This window comes from Parvibaculum sp. (assembly GCF_030694575.1).
GTDB lineage: Bacteria > Pseudomonadota > Alphaproteobacteria > Parvibaculales > Parvibaculaceae > Parvibaculum.
This window is the reverse complement of record NZ_JAUYUS010000006.1, coordinates 1-25439: the sequence shown is the minus strand read 5'-3', so window position 1 is coordinate 25439 and position 25439 is coordinate 1. Positions and strand designations below refer to the sequence as shown.

General features: G+C 66.3%; 24 protein-coding genes. 11 read left to right on the top strand and 13 right to left on the bottom strand.

All coding sequences use genetic code 11. From position 1 onward, the window contains the following. Positions 1–143: 143 nt before the first annotated feature. The 4 genes from Q8S60_RS01040 to Q8S60_RS01025 all read right to left on the bottom strand — a co-directional run bounded on the left by Q8S60_RS01040 (position 144) and on the right by Q8S60_RS01025 (position 2974). Positions 144–494, bottom strand: coding sequence for a DUF3147 family protein (locus Q8S60_RS01040; protein WP_305275870.1), 351 nt, complete (start codon positions 492–494; stop codon positions 144–146). 3 nt (positions 495–497) lie between these two features. Continuing rightward, a complete protein-coding gene (locus tag Q8S60_RS01035) occupies positions 498–1532 on the bottom strand; it encodes an alpha/beta hydrolase (protein WP_305275869.1) in 1035 nt (344 codons plus the stop codon). A gap of 143 nt (positions 1533–1675) precedes the next feature. Then, positions 1676–2326: a TetR/AcrR family transcriptional regulator gene (locus Q8S60_RS01030; protein ID WP_305275868.1), complete on the bottom strand. Its 651-nt coding sequence runs from the start codon at positions 2324–2326 to the stop codon at positions 1676–1678. Between the two features lie 168 nt (positions 2327–2494). Further along, entirely contained in the window at positions 2495–2974 is a 480-nt protein-coding gene (locus Q8S60_RS01025) for a PAS domain-containing protein (protein WP_305275867.1), read from the bottom strand. Between the two features lie 242 nt (positions 2975–3216). Between Q8S60_RS01025 and Q8S60_RS01020 the strand changes: the two genes are divergently transcribed. The 3 genes from Q8S60_RS01020 to Q8S60_RS01010 are packed head-to-tail and all read left to right on the top strand — an operon-like array spanning position 3217 to position 5494. After that, positions 3217–3741, top strand: coding sequence for a PaaI family thioesterase (locus Q8S60_RS01020; RefSeq protein ID WP_305275866.1), 525 nt, complete (start codon positions 3217–3219; stop codon positions 3739–3741). Further along, complete coding sequence (locus Q8S60_RS01015; protein WP_305275865.1) at positions 3738–4175, top strand: PaaI family thioesterase; 438 nt, start codon at positions 3738–3740, stop codon at positions 4173–4175. Before Q8S60_RS01020 ends, Q8S60_RS01015 begins: the two co-directional genes overlap by 4 nt. Beyond that, positions 4172–5494 carry an MATE family efflux transporter gene (locus Q8S60_RS01010; protein ID WP_305275864.1) on the top strand — a complete coding sequence of 441 codons (1323 nt, stop codon included), beginning with the start codon at positions 4172–4174 and terminating at the stop codon, positions 5492–5494. The genes Q8S60_RS01015 and Q8S60_RS01010 overlap by 4 nt, the downstream gene beginning before the upstream one ends. Before the next feature lie 3 nt (positions 5495–5497). Here Q8S60_RS01010 and arsC read toward each other — a convergent pair whose 3' ends face one another. From arsC to Q8S60_RS00995, 3 genes are read right to left on the bottom strand one after another with little or no spacing between them, the layout of a single operon-like run. Beyond that, complete coding sequence (gene arsC / locus Q8S60_RS01005; protein WP_305275863.1) at positions 5498–5848, bottom strand: arsenate reductase (glutaredoxin); 351 nt, start codon at positions 5846–5848, stop codon at positions 5498–5500. An 8-nt stretch (positions 5849–5856) separates the two neighbouring features. Further along, positions 5857–6903: a quinone-dependent dihydroorotate dehydrogenase gene (locus Q8S60_RS01000; RefSeq protein ID WP_305275862.1), complete on the bottom strand. Its 1047-nt coding sequence runs from the start codon at positions 6901–6903 to the stop codon at positions 5857–5859. Further along, positions 6904–7260 (bottom strand): DUF952 domain-containing protein, encoded by a 357-nt coding sequence (locus Q8S60_RS00995; protein ID WP_305275861.1) that lies wholly within the window; start codon positions 7258–7260, stop codon positions 6904–6906. Between the two features lie 146 nt (positions 7261–7406). Between Q8S60_RS00995 and Q8S60_RS00990 the strand changes: the two genes are divergently transcribed. Next, positions 7407–8045 (top strand): helix-turn-helix transcriptional regulator, encoded by a 639-nt coding sequence (locus Q8S60_RS00990; protein WP_305275860.1) that lies wholly within the window; start codon positions 7407–7409, stop codon positions 8043–8045. 3 nt (positions 8046–8048) lie between these two features. Here Q8S60_RS00990 and Q8S60_RS00985 read toward each other — a convergent pair whose 3' ends face one another. The 3 genes from Q8S60_RS00985 to Q8S60_RS00975 all read right to left on the bottom strand — a co-directional run bounded on the left by Q8S60_RS00985 (position 8049) and on the right by Q8S60_RS00975 (position 12136). After that, the gene (locus Q8S60_RS00985; RefSeq protein WP_305275859.1) at positions 8049–8861 is read right to left on the bottom strand and encodes a hypothetical protein; all 813 of its coding nucleotides are present in this window, start codon (positions 8859–8861) and stop codon (positions 8049–8051) included. Between the two features lie 11 nt (positions 8862–8872). Beyond that, positions 8873–10408 carry a hypothetical protein gene (locus tag Q8S60_RS00980; RefSeq protein ID WP_305275858.1) on the bottom strand — a complete coding sequence of 512 codons (1536 nt, stop codon included), beginning with the start codon at positions 10406–10408 and terminating at the stop codon, positions 8873–8875. Positions 10409–10516: 108 nt separating this feature from the next. Continuing rightward, positions 10517–12136 carry a lysine--tRNA ligase gene (locus Q8S60_RS00975; RefSeq protein ID WP_305668270.1) on the bottom strand — a complete coding sequence of 540 codons (1620 nt, stop codon included), beginning with the start codon at positions 12134–12136 and terminating at the stop codon, positions 10517–10519. A gap of 169 nt (positions 12137–12305) precedes the next feature. Here Q8S60_RS00975 and Q8S60_RS00970 point away from each other — a divergent pair, with 169 nt between their 5' ends. Genes Q8S60_RS00970 through Q8S60_RS00960 form a run of 3 tightly spaced genes read left to right on the top strand, consistent with a single transcriptional unit; the run spans position 12306 to position 17572 of the window. Further along, positions 12306–14189: a HAMP domain-containing sensor histidine kinase gene (locus Q8S60_RS00970; protein ID WP_305275856.1), complete on the top strand. Its 1884-nt coding sequence runs from the start codon at positions 12306–12308 to the stop codon at positions 14187–14189. A gap of 39 nt (positions 14190–14228) precedes the next feature. Further along, a complete protein-coding gene (locus Q8S60_RS00965) occupies positions 14229–17132 on the top strand; it encodes an ATP-dependent DNA helicase (protein ID WP_305275855.1) in 2904 nt (967 codons plus the stop codon). Positions 17133–17161: 29 nt separating this feature from the next. Further along, entirely contained in the window at positions 17162–17572 is a 411-nt protein-coding gene (locus tag Q8S60_RS00960) for a tellurite resistance TerB family protein (RefSeq protein ID WP_305275854.1), read from the top strand. Positions 17573–17575: 3 nt separating this feature from the next. Here Q8S60_RS00960 and Q8S60_RS00955 read toward each other — a convergent pair whose 3' ends face one another. Continuing rightward, the gene (locus tag Q8S60_RS00955; protein WP_305275853.1) at positions 17576–18268 is read right to left on the bottom strand and encodes a hypothetical protein; all 693 of its coding nucleotides are present in this window, start codon (positions 18266–18268) and stop codon (positions 17576–17578) included. A 249-nt stretch (positions 18269–18517) separates the two neighbouring features. On the opposite strand from Q8S60_RS00955, the gene Q8S60_RS00950 reads away from it, so the two are divergent. Then, the gene (locus Q8S60_RS00950; RefSeq protein WP_305275852.1) at positions 18518–19372 is read left to right on the top strand and encodes a sterol desaturase family protein; all 855 of its coding nucleotides are present in this window, start codon (positions 18518–18520) and stop codon (positions 19370–19372) included. Continuing rightward, positions 19369–19908, top strand: a complete 540-nt coding sequence (locus Q8S60_RS00945; protein ID WP_305668269.1) for a histidine phosphatase family protein — start codon at positions 19369–19371, stop codon at positions 19906–19908. Before Q8S60_RS00950 ends, Q8S60_RS00945 begins: the two co-directional genes overlap by 4 nt. A gap of 8 nt (positions 19909–19916) precedes the next feature. Here the strand turns inward: Q8S60_RS00945 and Q8S60_RS00940 are convergent, their stop codons facing one another. Next, the gene (locus Q8S60_RS00940; RefSeq protein ID WP_305275850.1) at positions 19917–20864 is read right to left on the bottom strand and encodes a transporter substrate-binding domain-containing protein; all 948 of its coding nucleotides are present in this window, start codon (positions 20862–20864) and stop codon (positions 19917–19919) included. A gap of 378 nt (positions 20865–21242) precedes the next feature. Between Q8S60_RS00940 and Q8S60_RS00935 the strand changes: the two genes are divergently transcribed. Both Q8S60_RS00935 and Q8S60_RS00930 read left to right on the top strand, forming a co-directional pair. Beyond that, positions 21243–23051 (top strand): glycosyltransferase family 2 protein, encoded by a 1809-nt coding sequence (locus Q8S60_RS00935; RefSeq protein ID WP_305275849.1) that lies wholly within the window; start codon positions 21243–21245, stop codon positions 23049–23051. Positions 23052–23150: 99 nt separating this feature from the next. Then, positions 23151–23678 (top strand): response regulator, encoded by a 528-nt coding sequence (locus tag Q8S60_RS00930; protein WP_305275848.1) that lies wholly within the window; start codon positions 23151–23153, stop codon positions 23676–23678. 6 nt (positions 23679–23684) lie between these two features. On the opposite strand, the gene Q8S60_RS00925 is transcribed toward Q8S60_RS00930, so the two are convergent. Continuing rightward, the gene (locus Q8S60_RS00925; RefSeq protein WP_305275847.1) at positions 23685–25211 is read right to left on the bottom strand and encodes a malonyl-CoA synthase; all 1527 of its coding nucleotides are present in this window, start codon (positions 25209–25211) and stop codon (positions 23685–23687) included. Positions 25212–25439: the final 228 nt, after the last annotated feature.

Below are 25439 nucleotides of genomic sequence, written 5' to 3'. Positions count from 1 at the left end.
TTGGAACCCGAGTTTGTTGACGCCCGCCCCTCTCTGCCATGACGGCGGAGGGCGGCTACTCCCCTAAGGACGGGGTGGAATTAGCATGGAGAGTTGCGGCGGGCAAGAGAGCCAGGGGTGAGAACGACTCGCAGAGGCGCGTCTCAGAGGGCGATGCCGAGGCGGGCCACGAGCCAGACGGTGAGGAGATAGAGGAGGACGGTGACGGCGCAGCCGGCGGCGAGCGCAGGCCAGAAGGCGACACCGTTTCGCAGCATGGCGGGGAAGATCAGAAACATCGGCAGCGACGGCAGGACGTACCAGAAGGTTGCTTCGGCATGGGCGGCGATGCGCGCGGTGTCGCCCGTTTCGCGCCAGAGCCAGATGATGGCGAGAATGGAGACGAGCGGGAGCGACGCGACGAGCGCACCGAAGGCGGGGCTGCGCTTCGCCGTCTCGGAAACGATCATCACAAGAATGCCGGACAGCGCCGCCTTGACGATCGCGTAGAGCATGGATCAGCCCGTCTTGCGAAGGGTGGCGCCGACGTCGCGGGCGATGCGTTCGCAGGCGGCGTTGGCGGCGGGGAGGATTCCGGTCATGGCGGTGAAGGCGTGGGCGAGGTTGTCCTCGCAGCGATAGGTGACGGGGACGCCGGCGGCTTTGAGCTTTTCGGCATAGGCCGCGCCCTGATCGCGCAGCACGTCGAAGCCGGCGGTGACGATAATGGCGGGGGCGAGACCGGAGAGGTCCGGCGATTTCATCGGCGAGAGGCGGGGATCGTTCGCATCGGCGGGGCTGTTCATGTAGAGCGCGCCGAACCAGTCCATCACGTCGCGGGGGAGCGGGTAGACATTGGCGCAGCTTTCCATCGAGCCGCCCTTCCAGGCCCAGTCGGTCACCGGATAGATGAGAAGCTGGACGGCGGGGGCCGCGAAGCCCTCGCGCTTCGTTTCCTGCGCGACATGGGCGGAGAGATAGCCGCCCGCGCTGTCGCCGCCGACGCCGATGCGGCCGGGGACCATGCCGAGCGAGGCGGCGTTTGCCTCGGCCCATTTATAGGCGGCGACGGCATCTTCGCCCGCAGCGGGAAATTTGTGCTCCGGTGCGAGACGGTAGGCGACGTTGAGGACGGCGACGCCCGCGATATCCGCGATCATGGTGCAGAAGGTGTGGCAGGTGTCGAGATCGCCGATGACGCAGCCGCCGAAATGGAAGAAGACGAGGCCGGGCAGCGGACCCGATACGCCGTGCGGACGGCAGAGGCGCGCGTCGAGCGGACCGGCGGGACCGGGAATTTTCAGATCCGCGATTTCGACATTCGCGCGCGGCTCGCCGTCGAGAAGGGCGAGGCCCTGGGACGTGGCGGCGCGGGCGGCGACGGGATCGAGCGTCACGATGGAGGGACCGCGCGCACCCTGCGCGGCGAGGAACTGCATGCGGGCATCCATGATGCGGCCGTCTATGGCGAGGGGTTTGCCGCCGGAGAGGCGGACGAGAGCGCCGTCCGGCAGTTTCATCAGCAGGCGGATTATCGCTTTCTGGATGTTCATGTCTTTTCCTTGCCCGCTGTATTCTTCGGCTTTATCCCTCCCCGAAAATCCTTTGGATTTTTCGACCCCCGGGTCAAGCCCGGGGGCAGGCTCCTCCCTCACGGGGAGGGTGGGAAGGAAGTACTTGATAGGCTGCGCTGTCGCTACGGCTTGTCTGTGTTTCCTGCATGAGGGAGGGCGCGGAAGCCGCCGAGGACGAGGGCGGTGGCGAAGGCGGAGGCCTGTTCGGGATCCATTTCGGGGCGGCGCAGCATGCGGTCGCCCATTTCCATGGCGAGGCCAACGACGGAGGCCATCAGATATTCCGCGTCCACCGCCGGCAGGGTGCCGTTGCGGATGTCTTCTTCGATATATTCGCGGATTTCCTCGAAGCCGGCGATGATTTCGGGCGAATCCATGCGGACGCGCACCGTGTTCGGATTACGGCGCATGACCTGGAAGGTGTCGCGGTCGGTGGCGAGATAATCGAAATAGGTGCGGAAGGCGTTGCGGATGAAATCCTCGAAGGTGCGCGAACGGATGCGCTCGGCGCGCAGGCGCGGCCGGATGCGGCGCATGCCCTCGTCCATCAGCGCCTCGAAGACTTCTTCCTTGCTCTTGAAGTAATTGTAGAAGGTGCCCGATGCGAGGCCGGTCTTGCGGATGATGTCGCGCACCGAGGTCGCGCCGTAACCGAGATCGGAAAAGACGATGCGCGCGGCATCGAGAATGGCTTCACGGTTGTTCTGTTTGGTCTGTTCGCGCTTGCCCGGCGCCTTCGATTTCGCGGGCGCTTCCTTCAGATCGGTACTCAATCATTCCTCCCCATGAACGCCACGGGAAACCTCGGCCCCCCGAAATCCCGCGCGTCCGGATATCCGGCTCACTCTATCTTAATGACGATAATCGTCAACTTTTCAATGCGGGAGAGGGGCGGAAAAAATGACGAAATATCAATCGGTTAGGCGGCGGCCCCGGTCCGGCTATTCCCGAAGTTCAGGGAAGGCGTAGGCGGCGATGAGGCGCGTTACCCTTTCGCCATCCTCCGAGAGCGGCAGATGCACACACTGGAAGCGGCGGTAGCCGCGGCCCAGCCAGTCGAGACGGCCGCCGAGCGCAACGGGCCCGCGCGTCGCCAGCAGGCGCTCCAGCGCGGCGAGCCGCTCCGCCAGCGCCTCACCCTCGTGGTTTTCGCGGAGCGACTGGCCGGTGCGGTTGACGCCGCCCATCTCGACGACATGCGTGCCCATGAGGCGGTAACGCATGTCGAGCGGGTCGTAGGTGACGTCGGCGAGGACCAGCCAGGGAAGGAGGCGCGGGATCTCGACCGGGTCGATGTCGGCGGGCGCCGGCATTTCCCTCGCGCCGCGCTTGCGGTCCCAATATGAGATCAGCACGGGTAATGGCGACGCCAGTCCGTCCAGGTCCGTCAGGACGGCGAGACCTCCCTCGATCGTCAGCATGAGCTTCCGGTCCTCCCGCCTTCATTGTTGCGCGCCGGAGCGGCGCGATGCAAGCGGAGCGGCAAGAAGGAAAATACAGCGAGACCGGGGGAAGCGTTTGCGCCGCGCCCCCGCCCCAAAATTCGCAAGCGAATTTTGACCCTCCCCCCAGAGGAGGGTGATCAGGGTTGCTCTTATGGAAATGCGGGTTGACTTGGCGCGGGGGCGTGGCGCTATTAGGACGGCGTAGCGAGCGAGGAAACATGGCGGCCGACGACGACTTCAAGCCCGAACATATCGAACTGATGAAGAGCGTGCTGATCGAACATGTGCCGCATGCGAAGGCGATCGGGCTCACCGTCGTCGATGCGAAGCGGGGCCAGGCATGGCTCTCGGTGCCTTACGCGGAAAACCTGATCGGCAATCCCGAAACGGGCGTGATCCATGGCGGCGTCATCACGTCGCTGCTCGACAATGCCTGCGGCATCGCGGTGCAGCTTGCGCTGCCGGAGCGCATGTCCATCGCGACGCTCGACCTCCGGCTCGACTACATGAAACCGGCGACGCCGAAGCTCGACCTGATGGCGCATACGCATTGCTACAAGGTGACGAAGAACATCGCCTTCGTGCGCGGCACGGCCTATCACACGGACGAGGAAGACCCCATCGCCACCTGTGTCGGCACTTTCATGCTGGCGGCGAACCGCGCGGTGCCGATGCCGATATCGCCGGAGACCGTGGACGAAGCGATGAAACTGCTGGCGAAGAACAAGGACGGCGCGGCATGAGCGAGACGAAGAAGCCGGTCGACATCAACGCGCTGATGCAGGCGATCCCCTATGCGCGCTATCTCGGCATTACCGTCGACCAGCGCGGCAACGAGGTGACGACGGTGCTGCATTTTTCGCAGCAGCTTATCGGCAATCCGGTGCTGCCGGCGCTGCATGGCGGCGTGATCGGCGCGTTTCTCGAAACGACGGCGATCGCGCAGCTTGCCTTCGAAGGCGGCGCGGGGCCGCTGCCGAAGCCTATCGGCCTCACCATCGACTATCTGCGCTCCGGCAAGCCGGTGGATACTTACGGCCGCGCGGAAATAACGAAGCAGGGGCGGCGCGTGGCAACGGTGCGCGCGGAAGCCTGGCAGGACGACCGCTCGCGGCCCATCGCGGCGGCGCATGGCCACTTCCTGCTGCAGGCGGCGGACGACACGACCACATCATGAGCGAGACGGCGGCGGAGGCGCGGGTGAACCATCGCAAGGTTCTCGCCATCGCCATTCCCATCGTCATCTCCAACCTCTCGACGCCGCTGCTCGGCATTGCCGATACGGCGGTGATGGGGCGGATGGGCGATCCGAAATATATCGGCGCGGTGGCCATCGGCGCGCTCATCTTCACCATGGTCTACTGGACCTTCGGCTTTCTGCGCATGGGGACGACGGGGCTCACCGCGCAGGCGCTCGGCGCGATGGACGGCGAGGAAATCCGCGCGTCGCTCGGGCGGGCGCTGCTGATCGCAGGGGCGGTGGGCGCGGCGCTGATCGCGCTTCAATTTCCGATCGGACTTGCAGCCTTCGCGCTGCTCGACGGCGGCGAGGAAGTGGAGCGGCTGGCGCGAAACTATTTCGACATCAGGATATGGAGCGCGCCTTTTGCGCTCGCGAATTATGCGCTGGTCGGATGGTTCATCGGGCTTGGGCGCGCAAACATCGCGCTGGCGCTGCAAGTCTTTCTCAACCTGGTGAACATCTTCTTCAACATCGCGCTGGCGCTGGGGCTCGGCTGGGGCGTGGCGGGGATCGCGGCGGGGACGCTGATCGCGGAAGTGGCGGCGGCGCTTGCCGGGCTCGCGGTCGCGGCGCGGCATTTGCGATTCTATCCCGGGCAATGGACGCGGGCGCGGCTGATGGATGCGGCGCGGCTCGCGCGGACGGTCGCCGTCAATCGCGACATCATGATCCGCACCATCGTGCTGATGTTTTCCTTTGCGTGGTTCACGGCGAAGAGCGCGGAGGCAGGCGCGGTGACGCTCGCCGCCAATTCGATCCTGCTGCAATTCGTGACGGTGAGCGCCTTCTTCCTCGACGGTTTCGCGCTGGCCGCCGAGGCGCTGGTGGGCAAGGCCTTCGGCGCGCGGAGCCGCGAGGATTTCGATCTTTCGGCACGGCTTTCGACGCTGTGGGCGGCGGGGATCGCGTGTGCGCTGTCGCTCGGGATTTTCGCGTTCGGCGGGTTCGTCATCGACTTCCTCACCATCGATGCGGAGGTGCGCGCGGCGGCGCGGGTTTATCTCTTCTGGGCGGCGATGCTGCCGGTGCTGTCGGTCTGGTGCTACCAGCTCGACGGCATTTTCATCGGCGCGACGCGCGGGCCCGAGATGCGGAACGCGGCGCTGGCATCGAGCGCATTGTTCCTGACGCTGTGGTGGCTGTTGCTGCCTTACGGCAATCACGGGCTGTGGGCGGCGCTCGCGGGCTTCAACCTGATGCGGGCCGCGTCGCTCGGATTTTACTATCCGCGACTGGGGCGGGCGCTGGCGTAACGGTCAGAAAATCTCCAGCACGCTTTCGGGCGGGCGGCCGATTTTCGCCTTCGTGCCCATGACGACGATGGGGCGCTCGATCAGGATCGGGTTTTCGACCATGGCGCGGATGAGTTTTTCGTCCGTGAGCGTCTCATTGTCGAGGCCGAGGTCCTTGTAGGCGGCCTCTCCCTTGCGCAGCAGGTCGCGCGGTTTCATCTTCAGTTTTTTCAGGATCGACTGAAGTTCGGCAGCGGATGGCGGCGCCTTCAGGTAATCCACGATGAGGGGCGCGTGGCCGTTTTCCTCCAGCAGCGCGAGGGCCTGGCGCGACTTGGAGCAGCGCGGATTGTGATAGATGGTGGGTTTCGGCATTTTCGCTCCTACACATTTACATCCGCGCCGACGGCATCCTTCAGATGCGCGAAGCCATCGGCGGCAAGGTGCGCGGCGAGGCCCCGCTTGATGCTGCCGACGAGCGGCGGGCCGTCATAGGTGAGCGCGGAATAAAGTTGCACCAGCGAGGCGCCGGCGCGGATTTTCGCATAGGCATCGGCGGCGGACGAAATGCCGCCGACACCGACAAGCGGCAGGCGGCCTTTGGTGAGGCGGTACATGTCGCGCAGCACGGCGGTGGACATGGCGAAGAGCGGCGCGCCGGAGAGGCCGCCGGTTTCATTCGCATTGATGCCGGAGACGAGGCCTTCGCGCGCGATGGTGGTGTTGGAGACGATGAGGCCGTCGAGGCCCTGCTCGAGCGCCACCTCGGCGATGTCCCCGAGTTCTTCCGCGTTGAGGTCCGGCGCGATTTTCAGGAGGACGGGTGTCTTGCCCTTGCGCGCGGCGAGGACGCGGGCGACGAGGTTTTGCAGCTCCGCCTTGTTCTGCAGGGCGCGGAGGCCGGGCGTGTTGGGCGAGGAAATGTTGACGGTGAAATAACTCGCCAGCCCCTCGAAGGCGCGGATGCCCGCCTCGTAATCGGCGATGCGGTCGGCCGCGTCCTTGTTGGCGCCGATGTTGACGCCGACGATGCCGGGGCGCTTGCGGCGCGCGAGGAGGCGCTTTTTCAGGGCGGCATGGCCCTGATTGTTGAAGCCCAAACGATTGATGACGGCGCGGTGGACCGGCAGGCGGAAGACGCGGGGGCGCGGATTGCCGGGCTGCGGCAGGGGCGTAACCGTGCCGACCTCGGCGAAGCCCATGCCCATGGCGAGCATGGCATCCGGCACCTCGCCGTTCTTGTCGAAGCCGGCGGCGATGCCGAGCGGGTTTTCGAAGTGGAGGCCGAAAAGGTCTATCGCGAGGGAGGCCGAGTCCGGCTCGCGCTGCGAGGGGCCGAGACCGAGGCGCAGCGCACGGAGCGTGAGGCCATGCGCGGTTTCGGGGTCCATCAGGCTTATCAGCGGACGGGCGAGCGGAAAGAGGTCCATTCAGTCTTCCATCGAGGGAAAGAGATGTGTGCCCTCCTCATCCACGGGGAGCGCGTCGACGCGGCGGACGGCGTGGAGCGGCAGGACGTCGTAGAGATGCGGAAAGAGCGCGCCGCCGCGCGACGGCTCCCATTTCAGCGCCTCGCCAAGTGCGGCGGCCTCGACCGCGACGAGAAGGAGGCCGCGGCGGCCGGCGAAATGGCGCGAGGCGGTTTCGCGCGCCTGGGCGGCGGTGGAGAAATGGATATAGCCGTCGTCGATATCGACGGCAGAGCCGATGAAACGGCCCTCGGCCTCGGCGGCGAGCCATTCGTGCTGGCTCACGATCTTGTAGATGAGGCTGGAATCGGGCGGCATGAGGCGCACTCTAGCCGCGCGGGCGGAGGCCGACAAGGCGGCGGATGGGAATTGAATCCGCATTTCCGGGGTGCGGGGGGCGGCTGCCTGTGGCATGATTCCCAAGACCGCCCGCAGACAGGAATTCATTCAGGCCGATGCCCCGCATGCTTTCCCACAGCCGCCTCTGGACGGCGATCGACGCGCTGGCGGCGCGGCACGGGCTGACGGCTTCGGGGCTTGCCAAGGCGGCGGGGCTCGACCCCACGACCTTCAACAAATCGAAGCGCGTGACGGCGGCGGGGCGGCCGCGCTGGCCGAACACCGAGAGCCTGGCGCGGATACTCGACGCCACGGGCTCGTCGCTGGAGGAATTTCTCTCGCTGGTCGGGGACGGCGAGGCGCCCTTCGTGCCGCCGCCGCGCCATGTGCCGCTGATCGGGCTGGCGCAGGCGGGACGCGGCGGCTTTTTCGACGATGCCGGATTTCCGGTGGGCGGCGGCTGGGAAGAAGTGGCGTTTCCCGACTTCAAGGACGAGCACGCCTATGCGCTGGAAGTGAGCGGCGACAGCATGGAGCCGTTCTACCGGGCGGGCGATATCATCATCGTGTCGCCGGGCGCAGAAATAAGGCGCGGCGACCGCGTGGTGGTGAAGACGACGGCGGACGAGGTGATGGCGAAGGTGATGGCGCGGAAGACGGCGACGCGGATCGACCTGCAATCGCTGAACCCGGCCTATGACGACCGGGTGCTGAAGCCGGAGGAGATCGTCTGGATGGCGCGCATCATCTGGGCGAGCCAATAGCTTCTATCTCTTGCGGGTGGCGGCGGAAGGCGGGTCCCGGCTCTCCGCGCGGCCGAGGCGAAGGGCGACGATGCGGGAGGCGGCCGCCATGTCGTGGCGGTCGAGCGCCTGTTTCAATTCGAGGGCGGCATCGCGGAGCAGGGTTTCGAGCGCGGTGCGCGGCCGGCGGGCGACGATGCCGCCGATGAGTTCGGAGGCGCGCGCGACACGCTCCCGGCTGCCGAAGCCGGCGAGCTGGAACGCATATTGCCAGGCGATCGACATGTTGGCGGGGTCGAGCGCGAGGGCGCGCTCATAGGCGGCGATGCCGGCTTCCGCCGAGGCGCCATAGACGACCTTGGCGAGCGGCCCGCCCTCATAAGCGATTTCGAGATGCCAGCCGCCGAGCGCGGCGTGGGCCCAGGCATTGTCCGGGTTGAGGGCGAGCGCACGGTCGATATGGTCGCGGGCTTCCGTCGCCATGCCCTTGAAATGCGCCGCCATGCTGCCTTCGCGGCGGGCGATGAGGCCGAGCGCGACGGCGATGGCGAGATGTGCCTCGGGCCTGTCCGGCTCGCGCGCGACGGCGTGGCGGCCATCGCGGAGCGCCGCCTCGAAATGAGCGAGACGCGCGGGCCCGGTAGACCCGAAATCGCCGCGTACCATTTCCGCGCGCGAGGCGAGCGCGTCGCCCGCACCCGTCTGGAGCTTGCGGGCGAGCAAGGCCGCACGGCCGAAGGCACCGTCGTCGAAGGCCGCCTGCGCCTCGGCGAGGCCGCGATCGAGCGCGGCGGCGGGCGCGGCGGCGAGCAGGACCGCGAAGAGGAGAATCGCCATGCGCACGCCCTTCATCGCGCGAAGGCCTTTTCGATCAGGAAGGGCTCGTCGAAATGCGCTTCGCCGACAAAGGCGGTGGCGTGCGTTCCCCATTGGCGCATGGCACCGGGGCTTTCGATGCCGAGCGGCCAGAGCGTGAAGCGTTCCAGACGCTCCGTATGCGGCACGATGCCCGTGGGGCCGTAGAAGCTCTGGCGGCCGCCTTCCGGCAAAGGCAGGGAACGCTCGCCGAAGGCGGGGGGCGCCCAGGCGGATTCGAGTTCATAGGTGGAGGGGGTCGAGGCCGGTTTTCCGGCGCCGAGATTGCGCAGGTAGTGGCTGACGCTCGCGAGGCGGAGGTGGATGCGCTCGCCTGAGGCGAGGTGCGGCGCGGCTTTCGGCACGAGCGGGGCCTCGCGCGTGTCGCGGTCTTCCGGCACGGGCACGCGGACGAGTGGCGCGACGGGGAAGAACATGTGGTAGCAGCCGCAGGCATGGATCGCGTCGTAGATGAGCGGCGCGCCGTTTTCATCGAGCGTCACGCGCCAGATGAAACCGTCGATGCGGCCGCCGAGAAGATCGAACCTGCCCTGAAGGGGCCGCGCGGGAAACCAGACGGTGTAGACGAGTTGCGGCAGCACCCTGCCCTCGAAGCGCGTGTAGACGAGGCGGGTGGTGGCCGTGGGGCGCGAGACATCGACGGCGGGAAGCAGCTCGCCGTTCTCGCGATGCCAGACAGGCGCGCCGAGACGGTCGTCGCCGCTTTCAGTTTCGATTTCGAAGACGGGAGCGAAGGCGGCGGCGAGTTGCGCCACGTCGCTTGCGGAGAATTTCGGGAGGCCGAGGGGGGTGCGGGGCGCGGCGCGGACGATGCGCGACGCTTCTTCCGCATCGGCAACCGCGGCAGGCACATAGGCAACGACGCTTTCAGACGGCGCGGGCGGCGCGTAGGGGTGCGCGAAGGATCCGATATTCTCATCCTTCCAGCGCGCATAGCCGATGGCGGCACCGAGATTCGTAATGGGGTAGAGACCGGCGGCGCGAACCCAGTTGTTGTAATTGCTCGGCGGGACGGCGGCGCGGATGAGTGCGTCCCGCGCTTTGGCCGGTCCGGCCAGGACTTCGGCTTGCAGCAACAGATCGCCGCAGCTATTGGCGGCGGCGGCGAGGCCTTCGGGATCGGCGACGCCGTGACGCGCGGCGAGCGCGGCGCGCTCATCGGCCGACAGGTTCGATGCTTCGATCTCGCGTGCCCGCGCGTCGAGCCAGCGCAGATGGTCCGCCCAATCCTCGAAGGCGCCGGGGGCGGAGAGCTCATGGCGGAAGCTCGCCAGGAAACGGTCGATGCGGAGATAAGGGAAGGTCTTCAGGCGGGCGGCACCGGCATCGCCGACACCCTGCGCGGCGACGGCTTCATCCATGCCGCCGATCAACGAGAGGCAGCGCGCTTGCGGAGAACCGCCGGCCGGCTCCGAACGCCAGTCCGGCACGGCGACGCATCCGCCCAGCACGAGCACCATGCCGAGCGCGAGTGGCCATCGCGCAGTTGAGTTCGCCGTCCGGTTCACCGGATGCTCCCGAGGGACAAGAACAGGGAGCGCATGTTCGGCCATGCGGCGCGGGCCCGCAATGGCCGGGCACAAGATTGCCCCGAGGCCGCGACAAATTTCCGTGACCTAGCCTTTGGAAAGGTCTTCGCCCGCAAGCGCGCGGCGGATGAGTGCCACGGTTTCCTTGACGCCGTAGAGCTTGACGAAGGTGCCGAAGCGCGGGCCCTGTTCCTCGCCGAGCAGAACCTCGTAGAGCGCCTTGAACCAGTCGCGCAGCTTCTCGAAGGGATGGTTCTTGCCGATGTCGTAGACGATGTTCTGCAGTTCCTCGGCCGTCGCGCCCGGTTCCGCCGCTTCGAGGCGGGCGGCAAGCTCCTCAAGCGCGGCACGCTCCAGATCCGTCGGCGCACGGTACTTCTTCGCGGGGCGCACGAAATCGTGGAAATAGTTGATGGCGTAGCCGACGAGATGATCGAGGCGCGGATGATTTTCCGGCGTCGCATCCGGCGCATAGTTGCGGATGAAGCCCCAGAGGACGTTGCGGTCTTCCGAGTGGCTGGCGCTGGCGAGATTGAGCAGCAGCGAGAAGCTGATCGGCAGGTCTTCCGTGGGCGGATTTCCGTGGTGGATGTGGAAGGCGGCGTTGTTCAGCCGCTCGCGCGCATCCTGCTTCGGGAACGCGGTCAGCGCGCCGAGATACTCGTCGACGTTGCGCGGGATCACGTCGAAATAGAGACGCTTGCCGGCGCGCGGGCTCTGGAACATGAAATATTGCAGGCTTTCCGGGCTCGCATAGCGCAGCCAATCCTCGATCGAAAGGCCGTTGCCCTTCGACTTGGAAATCTTCTTGCCCTCCTCGTCGAGGAAGAGCTCGTAGTTGAAGCCTTCCGGCGGCGGCGCGCCGAGGACGCGGCAGATGCGCGAGGCGAGCTTCACCGAATCGATGAGGTCCTTGCCCGCCATTTCGTAGTCGACGCCGAGGGCCGCCCAGCGCATCGCCCAGTCGGCCTTCCACTGCAGCTTGCAGTGACCGCCGGTGACCGGCACTTCGACCGTTTCGTTCGTGCCCGGCTCGACATAGCTCACGGTGCCCTTCGCCGCATCGCGCGCGACGAGCGGCACGAGGAGGACATGGCCGGTGCGGGGGCTGACGGGGAGGATGGGGCTGTAGCTCTGCTGGCGCTCCTCACGGAGGGAGGGCAGCATGATCTCCATGATTTCGTCGAACTTCGCGAGCACCTTGAGGAGCGTCTCGTCGAATCGGCCGGACTTGTAATAATCGGTGGAGCTCGCAAATTCGTATTCGAAACCATAAGAGTCGAGGAACGAACGCAGGCGGGCGTTGTTGTGTTCTCCGAAGCTCGGAAACTTTTCGAAAGGATCCGGCACCTGGGTCAGCGGCATATTGATGTAATTTGCCAGCATCTCCTGATTTGGGACATTGGTCGGCACCTTGCGGAGGCCGTCCATGTCGTCGGAGAAGCAGAGAAGCCGCGTCTTCACGCCCGGCATCAGGATTTCGAAGGCGCGGCGCACCATGGTGGTACGCGCGACTTCTCCGAAGGTGCCGATATGCGGGAGGCCCGACGGACCGTAGCCGGTCTCGAAAAGGACCGTGCGCTCCGGGCGACCTTCCCTTTCGAGCCTGTCGACGATTTTGCGCGCGTCCTCGAACGGCCAGGCCTTGCTTACGCGGGCGGCTTCGAGGAGGTCGGAAGGAGTTATGGCGGCAACGTCGGCAGACATTTAATGTACCCGGAAGAATGACTTAAGGCTTTGTCAAGCGGGCGGACCCTATGCTTTGGACATTCTCCAGTCAACGCGCCGGCGAACCGGGCATAATGCCGGCTCCCGCGCGGTGTTCGGGGGTGCCCTGTTGGAGTGTAGCGCAGCGACGCGCCCGGAGACCGAGAAGTTGACGACGAGCGAAACGGACAGGCCCGCGGCGGCCCAGGTGCCCCCAGAGGGGGAGGCGCCTTTCCCCGGTTCCGTTCGGCGTAACCATCCCATCGAGACCCGCATCGCGGCCGAACAGATTAAACTGCTGCTTTCACTCGGCGAGGCGAGCCGCTGGACCGTGTTCGGCGGCATTCTCGTGGTCGGCCTTGCCTTTTACCAGACGGCGCCGATCTGGGCGACGGCGGTGGTGGCCGCGATCCAGCTCATCGCGCAATTCGCCTTCGACCGGGTGCGGGCAGGCTTCAATGCCGATCCCGATGCCGTGGAAAACGCGCCGAAGTGGGCGCATCGCTATGCGCTCGTGACGCTCATCAGCGGCTCGACATGGGGCGTCGGCGCCCTGCTCTGGCTGCCGGGCTCCTCCTTCGCGCATGAAATCTTCTACCTGCTGGTGCTTGCCTCGCTGGTCATGGCGACGGCGGTCAGCCGTGCCAATTATCCGCCTGCCGTCATTTACTACACGGTGGCCTCGTGCCTGCCCGCAATCGGGTTGCTGCTCATGCGGGGCGACCCGCTCGCGGTTGCGACGGTGCTTCTGGCGCTGATGTTCTTCGCCACGATCGCCGGGTGGACGCGGCGGATCAACGTGGGCTACCGCGAGGCCTTCCGGCTGCGCTTCGAGAATTCCGACCTGGTGGAGCGGATGGCGCGCGCCCATGCGGCAACCGAGCAGCGGCGGCGCGACGCGGAGGACGCGGAAGCGCGCGCCGTGGCGGCGATGCGGGCGAAACAGGAATTTCTCGACATCATCAGCCATGAAGTGCGGGCGCCGCTGGACGGCCTTCGCAACATGGCGCTTTACCTCGGCGACGAGGCGGTGAACGAAACGCAGATCAAGATCGCCGCTTCCATCGAGGAGACGAGCCAGCTTCTGCGGCGGCTGATCGACGACATGATCGACTTTTCGGAGATCGAATCCCTGTCGCTCGAACTGAAGCCGCGCAGCTTCGACCCGGTGGAGCTTGTCGCGAGCATCGTGCGGATGATGCGGCATCAGGCGGTCGCGCGCGGATTGTCGCTCGAACTCGACGTGGCGCCCGGCATCGACGCGTATATGAACGCGGATCCGGACAGGCTGCGGCAGGTGCTTTCGAACATCATCGGCAATGCGATCAAGTTCACCTATCAAGGCGGCATCGTGGTGCGCGTGGCGTCGCTCAAAGTACCGAGCGGGGAGACGATCTTCCGTTTCTCCGTGACGGATACCGGGCCGGGACTTTCGGACGAGGCGCGGGCGACGCTCTTCGAAGCCTTCGCGCAGGGCGCCGATGCACGCGATTTCCGCTTTACCGGGCAGACGGCGGGCGTGGGCCTCGGATTGCCGATCAGCGAGCGGCTGGTGCGGCTGATGGGCGGGCATATCGATGTCGACAGCACGGCCGGACAAGGCAGCACGTTCTGGTTTCTGCTGCCGTCGGAGCCCGGTGGCGCGGAGGACTATTTCGCGACGCTGCGCGACGAAAAGCAGCCGCACCGCCCGGCCAAGCCCGAGCGGCTTATCGACCACGACCATCTCTATGAACTGGAGCGGCGCCTCGGCGGCCACCACATCACGGACTACCTCGTGACCGGCCTTCACCGCGTGCTCGAACTGCAGCGCGAGATGGAGAGCGCGACGAGCGGCCGGGACGGCGCGGCGCTGGCAGAGGGCGCGCGGGCGCTGAAGCTTGCCGCGGCCGACCTCGGCCTGACGGCGATTTCGACCGTCGCCGGCAATATCGACACCGCCGTCGATCAAGGCGAGGCGGAGGCTGCGATGCGCGAAGTACCGCGCCTGCAACAGAAGATCACCGCGACATGGCGGGAACTCGCAAAGGCCTATCCGAGCCTCGCCGCCTGACAATATCTTTGCGGCGGCGCATCGCTATACTCGCCGCCGATGCCGGAAAATCCTCCATTCGATTCGATACATGCGGGCGGGCCGTTTCTGCCCGATGCCGCCGCCATGGTGCCTTCGCGCGCGAAGGGTGGCGGGGCCATTGCCGTGAGCGCCGATGGCGAGATCGAGGAACTGGGCCCCGACGAGGCGCTGCGGCGGATCGAGCGCGAGCCGGTGATGCTGGTCCATGCGGGCTTCACGGCGCGGCGGATCGCGCGGGGACGGCCGTTCCGGGAGCCGGGGCCGCATGTGCTGGACCTGATGGAACTTTTCGCCTTCGTGCATCCGGCCCAAGCCTGCCTGCCGACGGCCGAGGGGCTGGCCCGCGCGCTCGGCCTCGATGCGGGCGAGGCGCCCGAAGACCAGGCGCTGATGCTGCGCGAGGCGGCGGCGCAAATGCTGGCGACGCTGCAGAACCCCGCCCTGCCCGACCGCCCGTCGGCCGCACGCACGGCCTACCGGATGGCGGAAGGCGGCTGGGCGTGGGGCCCGGGCGTGGTGGCGGCGCTGCGCGACGCGCTGGGCCGGGAGGGCAAGCCGCCGGCGCTGCGTGGCTTCGACATATGGAACGAACTGCCGGAATGGGAAGAGCGGGGCCCGCGCCCGCCTGCGGGCTCGATGCCGGTGAGCGACGCGGAAGCCCGGGCGCAGCTTGCGCTGCTGGCGGGGGACGGCGCGGAACGGCGGACGGGGCAGGCGGATTTCGCGGGCGCCGCCTCGCTCGCCTTCGCGCCGCGCGATGCGGCGGGCGCGCCCAATGTGGTGATCGCGGAAGCGGGAACGGGCATCGGCAAGACGATCGGCTATATCGCGCCGGCCAGCCTCTGGGCGACGCGGAACAAAGGCACGGTCTGGCTTTCCACCTATACGAAGAACCTGCAACGCCAGCTCGACCAGGAGCTCTCGCGGCTTTATCCCGATCCCGCCGAGAAGGCGGAGAAGGCGGTGATCCGGAAAGGGCGCGAGAATTATCTCTGCCTGCTCAATTTCGCGGAGATGGCGGACCGGGCGGCGATGGGCGGCGGCGCGGTCGCCATCGGCCTCGTGGCGCGATGGGCGAAGGCAAGCCGCGACGGCGACATGGTGGGCGGCGATTTTCCGGCATGGCTGGCGGCGCGGCTCGGCGGCGTGACCGGACGCACGGGGCTGACCGACCGGCGCGGCGAGTGCGTCTATACGGCCTGTCCCTATTACAAGAAGTGCTTCATCGAACGCGCGATCCGCAAGGCGCGGCGCGCGGAGATCGTGGTGGCGAACCATGCGCTCGTGATGCGGCAGGCGGCGCTCGACCAGGCGATGGGGCCGGTGGCGCATCGTCCGGTGAAGGCAGCGGAGGCGGCCGGCAACGCGGAAGACGAAGCCCCGAGCGGACGGGAGGCGCTGGCGCGGTTCGTGTTCGACGAGGGACATCATATTTTCGACGCGGCGGACGGCGCGTTCTCGGCGTCGTTGTCGGGGCTTGAAACGGCGGAGCTCAGGCGCTGGGTGCGCGGCGCGGAAGGACAACGCGGACGGCGCGGACGCGGCATCGAGGAACGCGTGGGCGACCTCATCGCGGAGGACAAGCTGGCGGAGGAAGCGCTGGTTGCGGCGCTTTCCGCCGCGGCCGCCCTGCCCGCGCCCGGATGGGCGGGGCGCATTCACGACGGCGCGCCGCGCGGCGCAGGCGAAAAATTCCTGGCGCTGGTACGGCAGCAGGTTCACGCGCGGGCGGAAGACAACGACAGTCCCTTTTCGCTCGAAGCCGAGACGATGCCGCCGGTGACGGGGCTGACGGAAGCGGCCGCCGCGCTGGACGACGCGCTGAAGCGGCTGGCGGCACCGCTGCAACTGATCGCCGACCGGCTGCGGGCGCGGCTCGACGACGAGGCGGAAGACCTCGACACGGCGACGCGCATACGCATGGACGCCGCCGCGCGCGGGCTCGACCGGCGCGTGCGGATTCTCATTCCGTCGTGGCGGAGCATGCTGGCAAGCCTGAACGCGGCAACGCCCGAAGCTTTCGTCGACTGGTTCTCGGTGGAGCGGCTCCATGGGCGCGAGATCGACATCGGGATGCACCGGCACTGGCGCGACCCGACGATACCCTTTGCGGACGCCGTATTGGAGCCGGCGCATGGCGTGCTCATCACGTCGGCGACGCTGCGCGACCGGCTGGTGGAAGAAACGGAAGACGACGAGGGCTGGGAGACGGCGGAGATCAGAACGGGAGCTTCGCATCTTGCCGTGCCGGCGCGGCGCGCCTTCATGGCGTCGCCGTTCGACTATGAAAAGCAGGTGAGGATTTTCGTCGTGCGCGACGTCAGCCGGACGGACCTCAACCAGGTGGCTTCGGCCTACCGGGAACTCTTTCGCGCGGCGGATGGCGGCGCGCTCGGTCTCTTCACGGCGATCCACCGGCTGAGGGCCGTGCATGAGCGCATCGTCTCGCCGCTGGAAGAAGCGGGGCTGACGCTTTACGCGCAGCATGTGGATGCGCTGGATACGGGCACGCTGGTCGATATTTTCCGCGCCGAACGCCATGCCTGCCTGCTCGGCACCGACGCCGTGCGCGACGGCGTGGACGTGCCGGGAGATTCGCTGCGCATGATCGTGTTCGACCGGGTGCCATGGCCCCGTCCCGACATTCTGCACAAGGCGCGGCGCGAGCAATTCGGCAAGGCGCGCTACGACGACATGCTGACGCGACTGCGGCTGAAGCAGGCATTCGGGCGGCTGATCCGGCGGGCGACGGACAGGGGCGTTTTCGTGATGCTCGACAGCCGGCTGCCGACGCGGCTGACCTCCGCCTTTCCGCCGGGCGTGACGGTGCACCGGGTGGGGCTCGCGGAGGCGATCGCCGAGAGCCGGCGCTTCCTGTCCGGCGGCGAGCCCATGCTTGCCCCGGCGAAAGCCACCCCCTAAGCTCCCCGCAAATCGAGCAAGGAAGCCAAATGTCGACGATTTCTCCCGAGAATGCCCTGATCTACATCATGGTCACGATGAGCGCGGTGGACCGCGCGATGAGCGACAATGAACTGCGCGACATCGGCACGATCGTGCGGACGCTGCCGGCCTTTCGCGAGTTCAACGAGGAGCGGCTGATCCCGGTGGCCAAGGAATGCGCCGCGATCCTGCAGGAGGATGGCGGGCTCGATGCCGTGTTCGGCCTGGTGCGGGACGCGCTGCCGCCGCATATGCGCGAGACGGGCTATGCGCTTGCCGTGGAAATCGCGGCGGCGGACCTGTCGGTCGGCGCGGAGGAAATCCGCCTGATGCAATTGCTGCGCGAGACGCTCGACGTGGACAAGCTCACCGCCGCCGCCATCGAACGGGGCGCGCGCGCACGGCACATGCCGCTCTAGATTTCAGGTACAGGTGCCTTCGCCGGTTTTCCTCAGTTCGCCACCGATGCGGTCGAAGAAAGTGCGGGTGCAGCGCGCGGGGCCGTCATACCTGTCGGCTTCGCGGTGGATCAGGACCGGGGTCGCGCCGTCCCATGTATAGACGTCGACGCCGCCTTCCGCCGCGCTCGAGCGCCAGCGGCTGAGAATTTCCTGTGTTTCGGGATCGAAATCAGGCGACACGATTTCGTCGAGCGCGGCGTTTTCCACGAAGCGCATTTCATCTTTCGACCAGAGCCAGTTGCGGTAGAGCACGTTGGGTCCGGCGGCGATCTGCGCGATCAGCCGCATGTCGAGATAGCCGTCGAAATCGACGTCGATCATCTCGAAGCCGTTATTGTCGATCTCCTGGATGGCGGAGGAGCCGGTATCCGAGATGACCTGGAAGGGGGCCGCCTTGCCCTTCTGGCGGATGGAAATGCTGTCGATCACGCGGTCGCGGTTCTGCGGATCGAGGTGCCAGGCAAGGGAGAAATGGAAAGCGGGCAGCACGGGGTTGATCTGGCTTTCGCAGACGATGGGGCCCATATCGCCCGCTCCCGCGGGAGACAGGCAGACGAAGCCGCCCTGGAAGGTTTCATCGCCCGTTACGCGCTCACGGCGGCCGTCGGCTTCGGCCGCCGCCTCCGCCGCGACGGCGCCTATCTCGGCGCCCATATCGGCGTCCTCCTGCGCGGACGCTCGGTCCGGACAGGCGAGAAACAGAAACAGGAAGCAGCAGGAAACAACGCGCCACGGCATTGCAGCAGCCCTCGAAGAGCCGCGCCATTGAGTCGCGGCGGGCCATTCTAGCTCAAGGCGGCCCGAAGCGGCCTTTTTCTTGTGGCCCGGGCCGCTCTATAGTCCGGGTACATTTTCGACCGCCCGCGCAACCGGGCGGGTCAGTCAAGGGCGTGCCGATTTTCGATGCATGATTTTCTCACCCTTCACGAACCGGTCCTTCGGTTCGGTGCCTTTGCCGGGGTGCTGGCGCTGATGGCGCTGTGGGAGACGCTGTCGCCGAGGCGGGCACCGGGAAGCCCGCGCGGGCGGCGCTGGCTGACCAACCTTGCGCTTGCCGGTGCCGGCACGATCCTGCTCCGCATCGCCGTGCCGCTGCTCGCGGCCGGTGTGGCCCTGGAAGCGGAGAGGCGCGGCTTCGGGCTCTTCCACTGGCTGGACGTGCCTTATGCTCTCGCCTTCTGCGTATCGCTGCTGGCGCTCGATGCGCTCGTCTATGCGCAGCATGTGGTCTTCCACCGTGTCGGGCTGCTGTGGCGGCTGCACCGTGTGCATCATGCCGACACCGATGTCGACGTGACGACGGGTGTGCGGTTTCACCCCATCGAAATCCTGCTCAGCATGGGGATAAAGATGGCGGCGGTCGCGCTTATCGGAGCGCCCGCCGCCGCCGTCATCCTGTTCGAGGTGGTGCTGAATGCGACGGCGATGTTCAACCATTCCAATGTCGATCTCGGCGCGACGGCGGACCGCGTGCTGCGGTGGCTGATCGTGACACCGGACATGCACAGGGTGCATCATTCGGTTCACCGCGACGAGCACGACACCAATTTCGGTTTCAGCCTTTCCTTGTGGGACAGGCTGTTCGGAACCTACAGGCCGCAGCCCCGCGACGGGCACAAGGAGATGCGGCTGGGGCTTTCGGCCTTTCCGGCGCCATTGCCGTCGGGGCTGGGCTGGAGCCTCTGGAATCCATTTTCAAACGACACTCTATCGGGCGGGCCCTTGCCGGACGAGGGAAGCCGGGAGCCTACGACATGAAACGACTTTGCCTGCTGCGCCACGCGAAATCGGACTGGAGCGATCCGTCCAGCGACGATTTCAACAGGCCGCTCAACGCGCGCGGCACGAGGGCGGCCAACTTCATGGCCCAGTACATCGCAAAATCGCCCTACCGGCCCGACACCGTGCTGTGTTCGACCGCCGCGCGCGCGACCGCGACCTGTGCGCCGCTTCGCGAGGCGCTGGGGCGCCGGGTGCCGATCATCTATCGCGACGAGCTTTATCACGCGATGCCGGACAAGATGCTGGAGGAAGTTCACGGCGCGCCGCCGGAGGCGGAGACGCTCCTCGTCGTTGCGCATAATCCGGGGCTAGTGCTGCTGGCGATGGCGCTGGCCGACGACCCTGACGAGGAGACGGCGCTGCGCATCGCGCATGGCGTGCCGACCGGCGGGTTCATCGTGTTCGAGTTCGACGTCGACGACTGGACGAAAATCAAGGAAGGGACCGCACGCACTGTCTTCTTCGTCCGTCCACGCGATCTGATGACGGAAGGCGCCGAAGAGAGGAGCTGAGAGCCGCCTCAGTAAATGCTGGCGGTGAAGTAACGCGCGCTGATGCGCGCATAGGTGCCGTCGGCGACGAGCGCCGAAAGAGCCGTATCAAATTCGTCGCGCAAGGCGGCATCCCCGGCACGAAATGCAATGCCCGCGCCCTGCCCGAAATAGGCCGGGTCTGCGTAATCCGGGCCGACAAGCCGGCAGCACGCACCGGCCGCGCCCGACGTCCAGCGCAGGAGCGCGTTGCGGTCCCCGAACAGAAGATCGGCCTCGCCGTCCGACAGCGCGGCCGCGGCGTGCTCGGGCGTGGGAAACGCGAGAAGGCGCGCATTGGGGAAGCGGGACAGCGCGAAAGCCTGATGCACCGAGCCGGCCTGAACCGCGATGCGGCGCCCGGCAAGCGCCGTGGATGACACCGTGCCGCTTTTCCGCGCGGCGAACCGGCCCGGCGTTGAGTAATAACTGTCGGTGAAGACGATCTCTCCATCGGCGGCGGGACTTTCACGGCCCGGCACGGGGATCAGCAATGAGGCGATGACAGCATCCCCCTCGCCGCTTTTCAGCGCCGGCAGCAATTGTCCCCATGACCTCGCCTCAAAGCTGCAGACGGCCTTCAGACGTTCGCAGATCGCACCCGCAAGCTCGACATCGAAGCCGGCCAAGGCTCCCGTTTCGTCGCGATAGTTGAATGGCGGGTAGTCGCCCTCGGTGAGCAGGCGGAAGCGACGGGGAGCCGCATCGGCGGGCGTCCTCTCCGGGTTCGGCAGCGGCAGCTGCAGGGCCACGACCAGATCGATCGAGATGGGTGCGGAAGGCTGCGGCGCCTCCACCGCCGAGGGCATCGTCGCGGCCGGCGCGGGCCGTTCGAGCCTCGCCTCGGCCCAGGGCAGCGGCGCGCCCTCGTACAGCCGGGCAAGCGCACCGGCCACGATGACGATCGCTATCAGGTTCAGGTAGAGAAGAAACCGCATTGCGCCCGCCCGATCGATGCCGCCCCCAAATGGTGCATCATCCTTGTTTCATTATGACACGCCCGCTCTCCCCGTCTCGCGTCAGCACGGGAAACGGAGGGCGCTCCCTCCCCGAAAAGCAAGGTTTATGCCCCGTCTGACCCTTCGGACTATATGGTTAATAAAGGGCCTTGTTAGGCTCGTCCCTGCGCTTTCGATTTTATCAAACGACACTGCTTGGGTGCGGGGCCGAGGCCGGAATTGCGAGAAACGTGGAGCAACAGGGGCGATGCATCGTCATCGCCCGCGAAAGAGGCTTTTGGCCGTCGGCGTCCGCGCGGGCGAGCGCAGCCTGGCTCGCGTCCGCTGATCGGCGAAATGGCCGTTGCGGAGGGTCTGATGGCGCCGGACGCGCTGGCGCCGGCCCTGGAGCAGCAAGGACGCTGGGGCGGGCCACTCGGCGCGGTACTGGTGAGCATCGGCGCGATGCGCGTGGCGGACGTGGCGCGGCTCTACGGACGGCAGCGCGGCCTGCCCTATGTCGACATGCTGGCGGAGCCGCACGACACGGCGCTGGTGAAATCCGAGAGGCTCGATTTCTATCTTCGAGAATTGTGCATGCCGTGGCGACGGCGTGCCGGCGAGACGATCTATGTGGCCGCAAATCCGGACGCATCGCGCGAGGCTATCGCCGGCCATGAAGGGCGGCGACTGCCGGTATTCGTGACGTCGCCGCGCGACATCAGCCGCACCGTTACGCGCGAATTCGGCGAGGCGCTGACGGACCGGGCGATTTTCGACCTCCGCCGGCAAATGCCGGAGAGTTCCGCCGCGCACCGTTTGTCGCGGCCGCAGGGAATTTTCCTCGCCGGCCTCGCCCTTTTCCTGCTTGCAGGTTTTCTCACGGTGCCGGGGCAGCTCCTGACCGTGGCGAATGTGATGCTCGGCATCGTCTTTCTCGCAATTGCCGGCTTGCGCTACCTGTCGATTTTCATCGGGCTCATGGCGCCGCCGACTGCCGAGGAACTCGCTCATGCGAATTACGGCGTGCCGGCGGACAAGGACCTTCCCGTCTATACGGTAATGGTGCCTCTCTTTCGCGAGGCGCGCGTGCTGCCCGTTCTCGCGGCGGCGTTGCGCGCGCTGGACTATCCCGCGTCGAAGCTCGACATCAAGCTGATTTTCGAGGAGAGCGACCGGGAGACCTATGAAGCGGCGAAGGCGCTGAAGCTGCCGGATCATTTCGAATTCATCGTGGTGCCGACGAGCTTCCCGCGCACAAAGCCAAAGGCCTGCAATTTCGCGCTGCCTTTCGCGCGCGGTGAATTCCTCGTGATCTACGACGCGGAGGACACGCCGGACCCCGGACAACTGAAAAAGGCGGTCGCCGCGTTCAGGCTCGGCGACGACAACCTTGCCTGTGTGCAGGCCCAACTCAACTATTACAACTGGAACGAGAACTGGCTCACGCGGCAATTCGCGATCGAATATGCGGCCTTCTTCGACCTGCTGCTGCCGACAATGGCGCGGTTGCAGCTGCCGATACCGCTCGGGGGAACATCGACCCATTTCCGCACCGAGCTGTTGCGGAAGGCCGGTGCGTGGGATCCGAACAATGTGACCGAGGACGCCGACCTCGGGATGCGTTTCGCGCTGCATGGCTATCGCTGCGGGATCATCCGTTCGACCACCGAGGAGGAGGCCAATTGCAGCCTGCCGAACTGGATCCGGCAACGCTCACGCTGGATCAAGGGCTGGATGCAGACCTATCTCGTGCGCATGCGCCATCCGATCCGGCTGTACCGGGCGCTCGGACTGCGCGGTTTTGTCGGATTTCAGGTTCTGGTCGGCGGCTCGACGCTTTCAAGCCTCATACATCCCTTTCTCTATATCGCCATCGCCGTATCGCTCGCCCGTAACGGCCTGACCGCCGATTTCGGAGGCATCTCGGGTCTCACATTCTTTCATCTGCTGGTTTTGGTTTCGGGCTATTCGCTGGCGATCTGCGCCGGGCTTGCGGCCGTTTCGGCGCGCGGCCTGCCCCAGCTTTTCGCGCATACATGGATGATGCCCGCCTATTGGCTGCTGATCTCGGCAGCGGCGTACAAGGCGCTCTGGCAGCTCCTTACCCGACCCTTCCACTGGGAGAAGACCAATCACGGCATCAGCCGCATGATGGAAAGCCGGCTGGGGGCGGGCGACCGGTAGGCGCGGTTTCCGGCCATTTTTCCGTCCGGCACTAACCAATCGCTAAAGACTTTCCCTCATATTGGCGGCGTCACCCCGGACAAGCGTGAGAGAATCCAGATGTCGCAGCGAGCCGAAACCCGCAGACCCACAATCAGCCCCGAAACCTATTCGCAGCTTGGTGTGCTTCTCGTCGAGGACACGCTTCACATGGCGACCCTGCTGCGCGGTGTTCTGGGCGGGATCGGCATCCGCAATATCGTGAGTGCCCGCTCGGGCGAGGACGCGCTGGCCGCACTGATGCGCGGCAAGGTCGATCTCGCGATCATGGACGATCTGGAACCGCCGCTGGACGGGCTTTCCGTCGTGCGCGCAATCCGGCTCGCCGAGGAAGACAAGCTGAACCAGATTCCCGTGATCTACCTGACGACGAAGCGCGAACGCAGCGCGATCATCGAAGCGAGAGACGCGGGCGTGACGGAAATTCTCTCCAAACCCTTTTCCGCACAGCAGATGATCGAGCGGATCGAAGCCATACTGACGCGGCCCCGCGCCATCGTCCGCTCCGAAGGGTTCAACGGTCCCGATCGCCGGCGCCGCGACGGCAAGGCGATCGTCAAGCGCCGCGAAAGCGACCGCAAGGCGTAACACCCGTTAGCGGCAGGCGTCCTTGTAGTCGTTGCGCAACAGATTCTTCTGCACCTTGCCCATCGTATTGCGGGGCAGGCTTTCGACGAAGAAGGCGCGCTTCGGCACCTTGAAATTCGCGATGCGTTCCTTCAAGCGTCCGACGAGCGTCGCCTCGTCAAGCGCCTGACCCGGACGAAGCACGACGACGGCGACACCCGCCTCGCCGAAATCGGCATGGGGGACGCCGACGATAGCGGATTCGAGCACCTCCGGCATCTCGTCGACCAGTTCCTCGATTTCCTTCGGGTAGACGTTGAAACCGCCGGAGATAATGAGGTCCTTGGCACGGCCCACGAGATGGACGTAACCGTCGGCGTCGATCATGGCGACGTCGCCCGTCCTGAACCAGCCATCCTGCGTGAATTCTTCCGCCGACTTTTCCGGCATCCGCCAGTAGCCGGCGAAGACATTGGGGCCGCGCACTTGCAGGCCGCCGATCTCGCCGTTGCCGAGAAGCTCGCCCTCGCCGCTCACGACGCGGACCTCGACGCCCGGGAGCGGAAAGCCGACGGTGCCCGCGCGGCGTTCGCCGTCATAGGGGTTGGAGGTGTTCATTCCCGTCTCGGTCATGCCGTAGCGCTCGAGTATCGCGTGGCCCGTGCGGGCGCGGAACTCATCGAAGGTTTCGGCGAGGAGAGGCGCGGAGCCGGAGGTGAAGAGCCGCATGTGCCGGACGAGATCGCGGTTGAAATCATCGCCGGCCAGAAGGCGCGTGTAGAAGGTCGGCACGCCCATGAAGGCGGTGGCGCGCGGCAATTCGCGGATCACATCCGCACGGTCGAATTTTTGCTGCCAGATCATTTTCGCACCCGACAGCAGCGCACAGTGACAGGCGACGAAGAGGCCGTGGGCGTGGAAGATCGGCAAGGCGTGGAGCAGCACGTCATCTTCGGTGAAGCGCCACGCATCGCGAAGCGCAATGCCGTTCGCGGCGAGATTGCCGTGGCTCAGCATGGCCCCTTTCGGCTTTCCCGTCGTGCCCGAGGTGTAGAGGATCGCGGCGAGATCGTTCGCGGCGCAGACGGCCGGCGGCAATGCATCCCTGACCTTCAGGACAACGTCGATAAAGCTTCCATGCGCGTCCGCGTCGAGCGTCAGTACGTGTGGCGTACCGCGCCGCGCGGCGATCTCGCGCAGGGCGGTTTCCGCCGACGGGTCGCAGATGACGAGCGCGGGTTCCGCGTCGCCGACGAGATAGTCGATTTCGTCCGTGCGGTAGGCCGTATTCATGGGCAGGAAGACAAAACCGCCACGCAGGCAGGCGAGGTAGACGCCAAGCGCCTCCGGCGATTTCTCCGCCTGCAGCGCGACCCGGTCGCCCGGCTTGAGCCCGAGACCCGCGAAGAAGGCCGCATAGCGCGCGGCCATGGAGGCGAGACGGTCGAACGACCATTCGCGCGGGCCGTGCGCCCGATCCGGCGCTTCAAGCGCCATGCGGGATCGGTCGTCGGGGAAAGAGGCTTCGATCAGGGTATAGAGGGAGAGGCTCATGGCGCTTCCGGCTTCGGACTGGTTCCGGCTTTATAGCCGAGCGCGGACAAACCCGCACCTGCCGAGGCGCAAGATTACCCCGTCATATGCAGGTTCAGGTAGTGCATATGGCGCTCATACTGGCCGAGAAGGTCGGCGATCACCTGCTCCCTCGTATAACCCATGATGTCGTAGCGCTGGCCACCTTCGCGCAAGGCGGCTTCGGCGCGCCATGTATGATCCGGCCCC

What these genes read in the sequence shown, in the direction of transcription:
- Q8S60_RS01040 (WP_305275870.1), bottom strand. Translation starts at nt 494, where the DNA reads ATGCTCTACGCGATCGTCAAGGCGGCGCTGTCCGGCATTCTTGTGATG.
- Q8S60_RS01035 (WP_305275869.1), bottom strand. Translation starts at nt 1,532, where the DNA reads ATGAACATCCAGAAAGCGATAATCCGCCTGCTGATGAAACTGCCGGAC.
- Q8S60_RS01025 (WP_305275867.1), bottom strand. Translation starts at nt 2,974, where the DNA reads ATGCTGACGATCGAGGGAGGTCTCGCCGTCCTGACGGACCTGGACGGA.
- Q8S60_RS01020 (WP_305275866.1), top strand. Translation starts at nt 3,217, where the DNA reads ATGGCGGCCGACGACGACTTCAAGCCCGAACATATCGAACTGATGAAG.
- Q8S60_RS01015 (WP_305275865.1), top strand. Translation starts at nt 3,738, where the DNA reads ATGAGCGAGACGAAGAAGCCGGTCGACATCAACGCGCTGATGCAGGCG.
- Q8S60_RS01010 (WP_305275864.1), top strand. Translation starts at nt 4,172, where the DNA reads ATGAGCGAGACGGCGGCGGAGGCGCGGGTGAACCATCGCAAGGTTCTC.
- arsC (WP_305275863.1), bottom strand. Translation starts at nt 5,848, where the DNA reads ATGCCGAAACCCACCATCTATCACAATCCGCGCTGCTCCAAGTCGCGC.
- Q8S60_RS01000 (WP_305275862.1), bottom strand. Translation starts at nt 6,903, where the DNA reads ATGGACCTCTTTCCGCTCGCCCGTCCGCTGATAAGCCTGATGGACCCC.
- Q8S60_RS00995 (WP_305275861.1), bottom strand. Translation starts at nt 7,260, where the DNA reads ATGCCGCCCGATTCCAGCCTCATCTACAAGATCGTGAGCCAGCACGAA.
- Q8S60_RS00990 (WP_305275860.1), top strand. Translation starts at nt 7,407, where the DNA reads ATGCTTTCCCACAGCCGCCTCTGGACGGCGATCGACGCGCTGGCGGCG.
- Q8S60_RS00985 (WP_305275859.1), bottom strand. Translation starts at nt 8,861, where the DNA reads ATGGCGATTCTCCTCTTCGCGGTCCTGCTCGCCGCCGCGCCCGCCGCC.
- Q8S60_RS00975 (WP_305668270.1), bottom strand. Translation starts at nt 12,136, where the DNA reads ATGTCTGCCGACGTTGCCGCCATAACTCCTTCCGACCTCCTCGAAGCC.
- Q8S60_RS00965 (WP_305275855.1), top strand. Translation starts at nt 14,229, where the DNA reads ATGCCGGAAAATCCTCCATTCGATTCGATACATGCGGGCGGGCCGTTT.
- Q8S60_RS00960 (WP_305275854.1), top strand. Translation starts at nt 17,162, where the DNA reads ATGTCGACGATTTCTCCCGAGAATGCCCTGATCTACATCATGGTCACG.
- Q8S60_RS00955 (WP_305275853.1), bottom strand. Translation starts at nt 18,268, where the DNA reads ATGGGCGCCGAGATAGGCGCCGTCGCGGCGGAGGCGGCGGCCGAAGCC.
- Q8S60_RS00950 (WP_305275852.1), top strand. Translation starts at nt 18,518, where the DNA reads ATGCATGATTTTCTCACCCTTCACGAACCGGTCCTTCGGTTCGGTGCC.
- Q8S60_RS00945 (WP_305668269.1), top strand. Translation starts at nt 19,369, where the DNA reads ATGAAACGACTTTGCCTGCTGCGCCACGCGAAATCGGACTGGAGCGAT.
- Q8S60_RS00940 (WP_305275850.1), bottom strand. Translation starts at nt 20,864, where the DNA reads ATGCGGTTTCTTCTCTACCTGAACCTGATAGCGATCGTCATCGTGGCC.
- Q8S60_RS00935 (WP_305275849.1), top strand. Translation starts at nt 21,243, where the DNA reads ATGGCGCCGGACGCGCTGGCGCCGGCCCTGGAGCAGCAAGGACGCTGG.
- Q8S60_RS00930 (WP_305275848.1), top strand. Translation starts at nt 23,151, where the DNA reads ATGTCGCAGCGAGCCGAAACCCGCAGACCCACAATCAGCCCCGAAACC.
- Q8S60_RS00925 (WP_305275847.1), bottom strand. Translation starts at nt 25,211, where the DNA reads ATGAGCCTCTCCCTCTATACCCTGATCGAAGCCTCTTTCCCCGACGAC.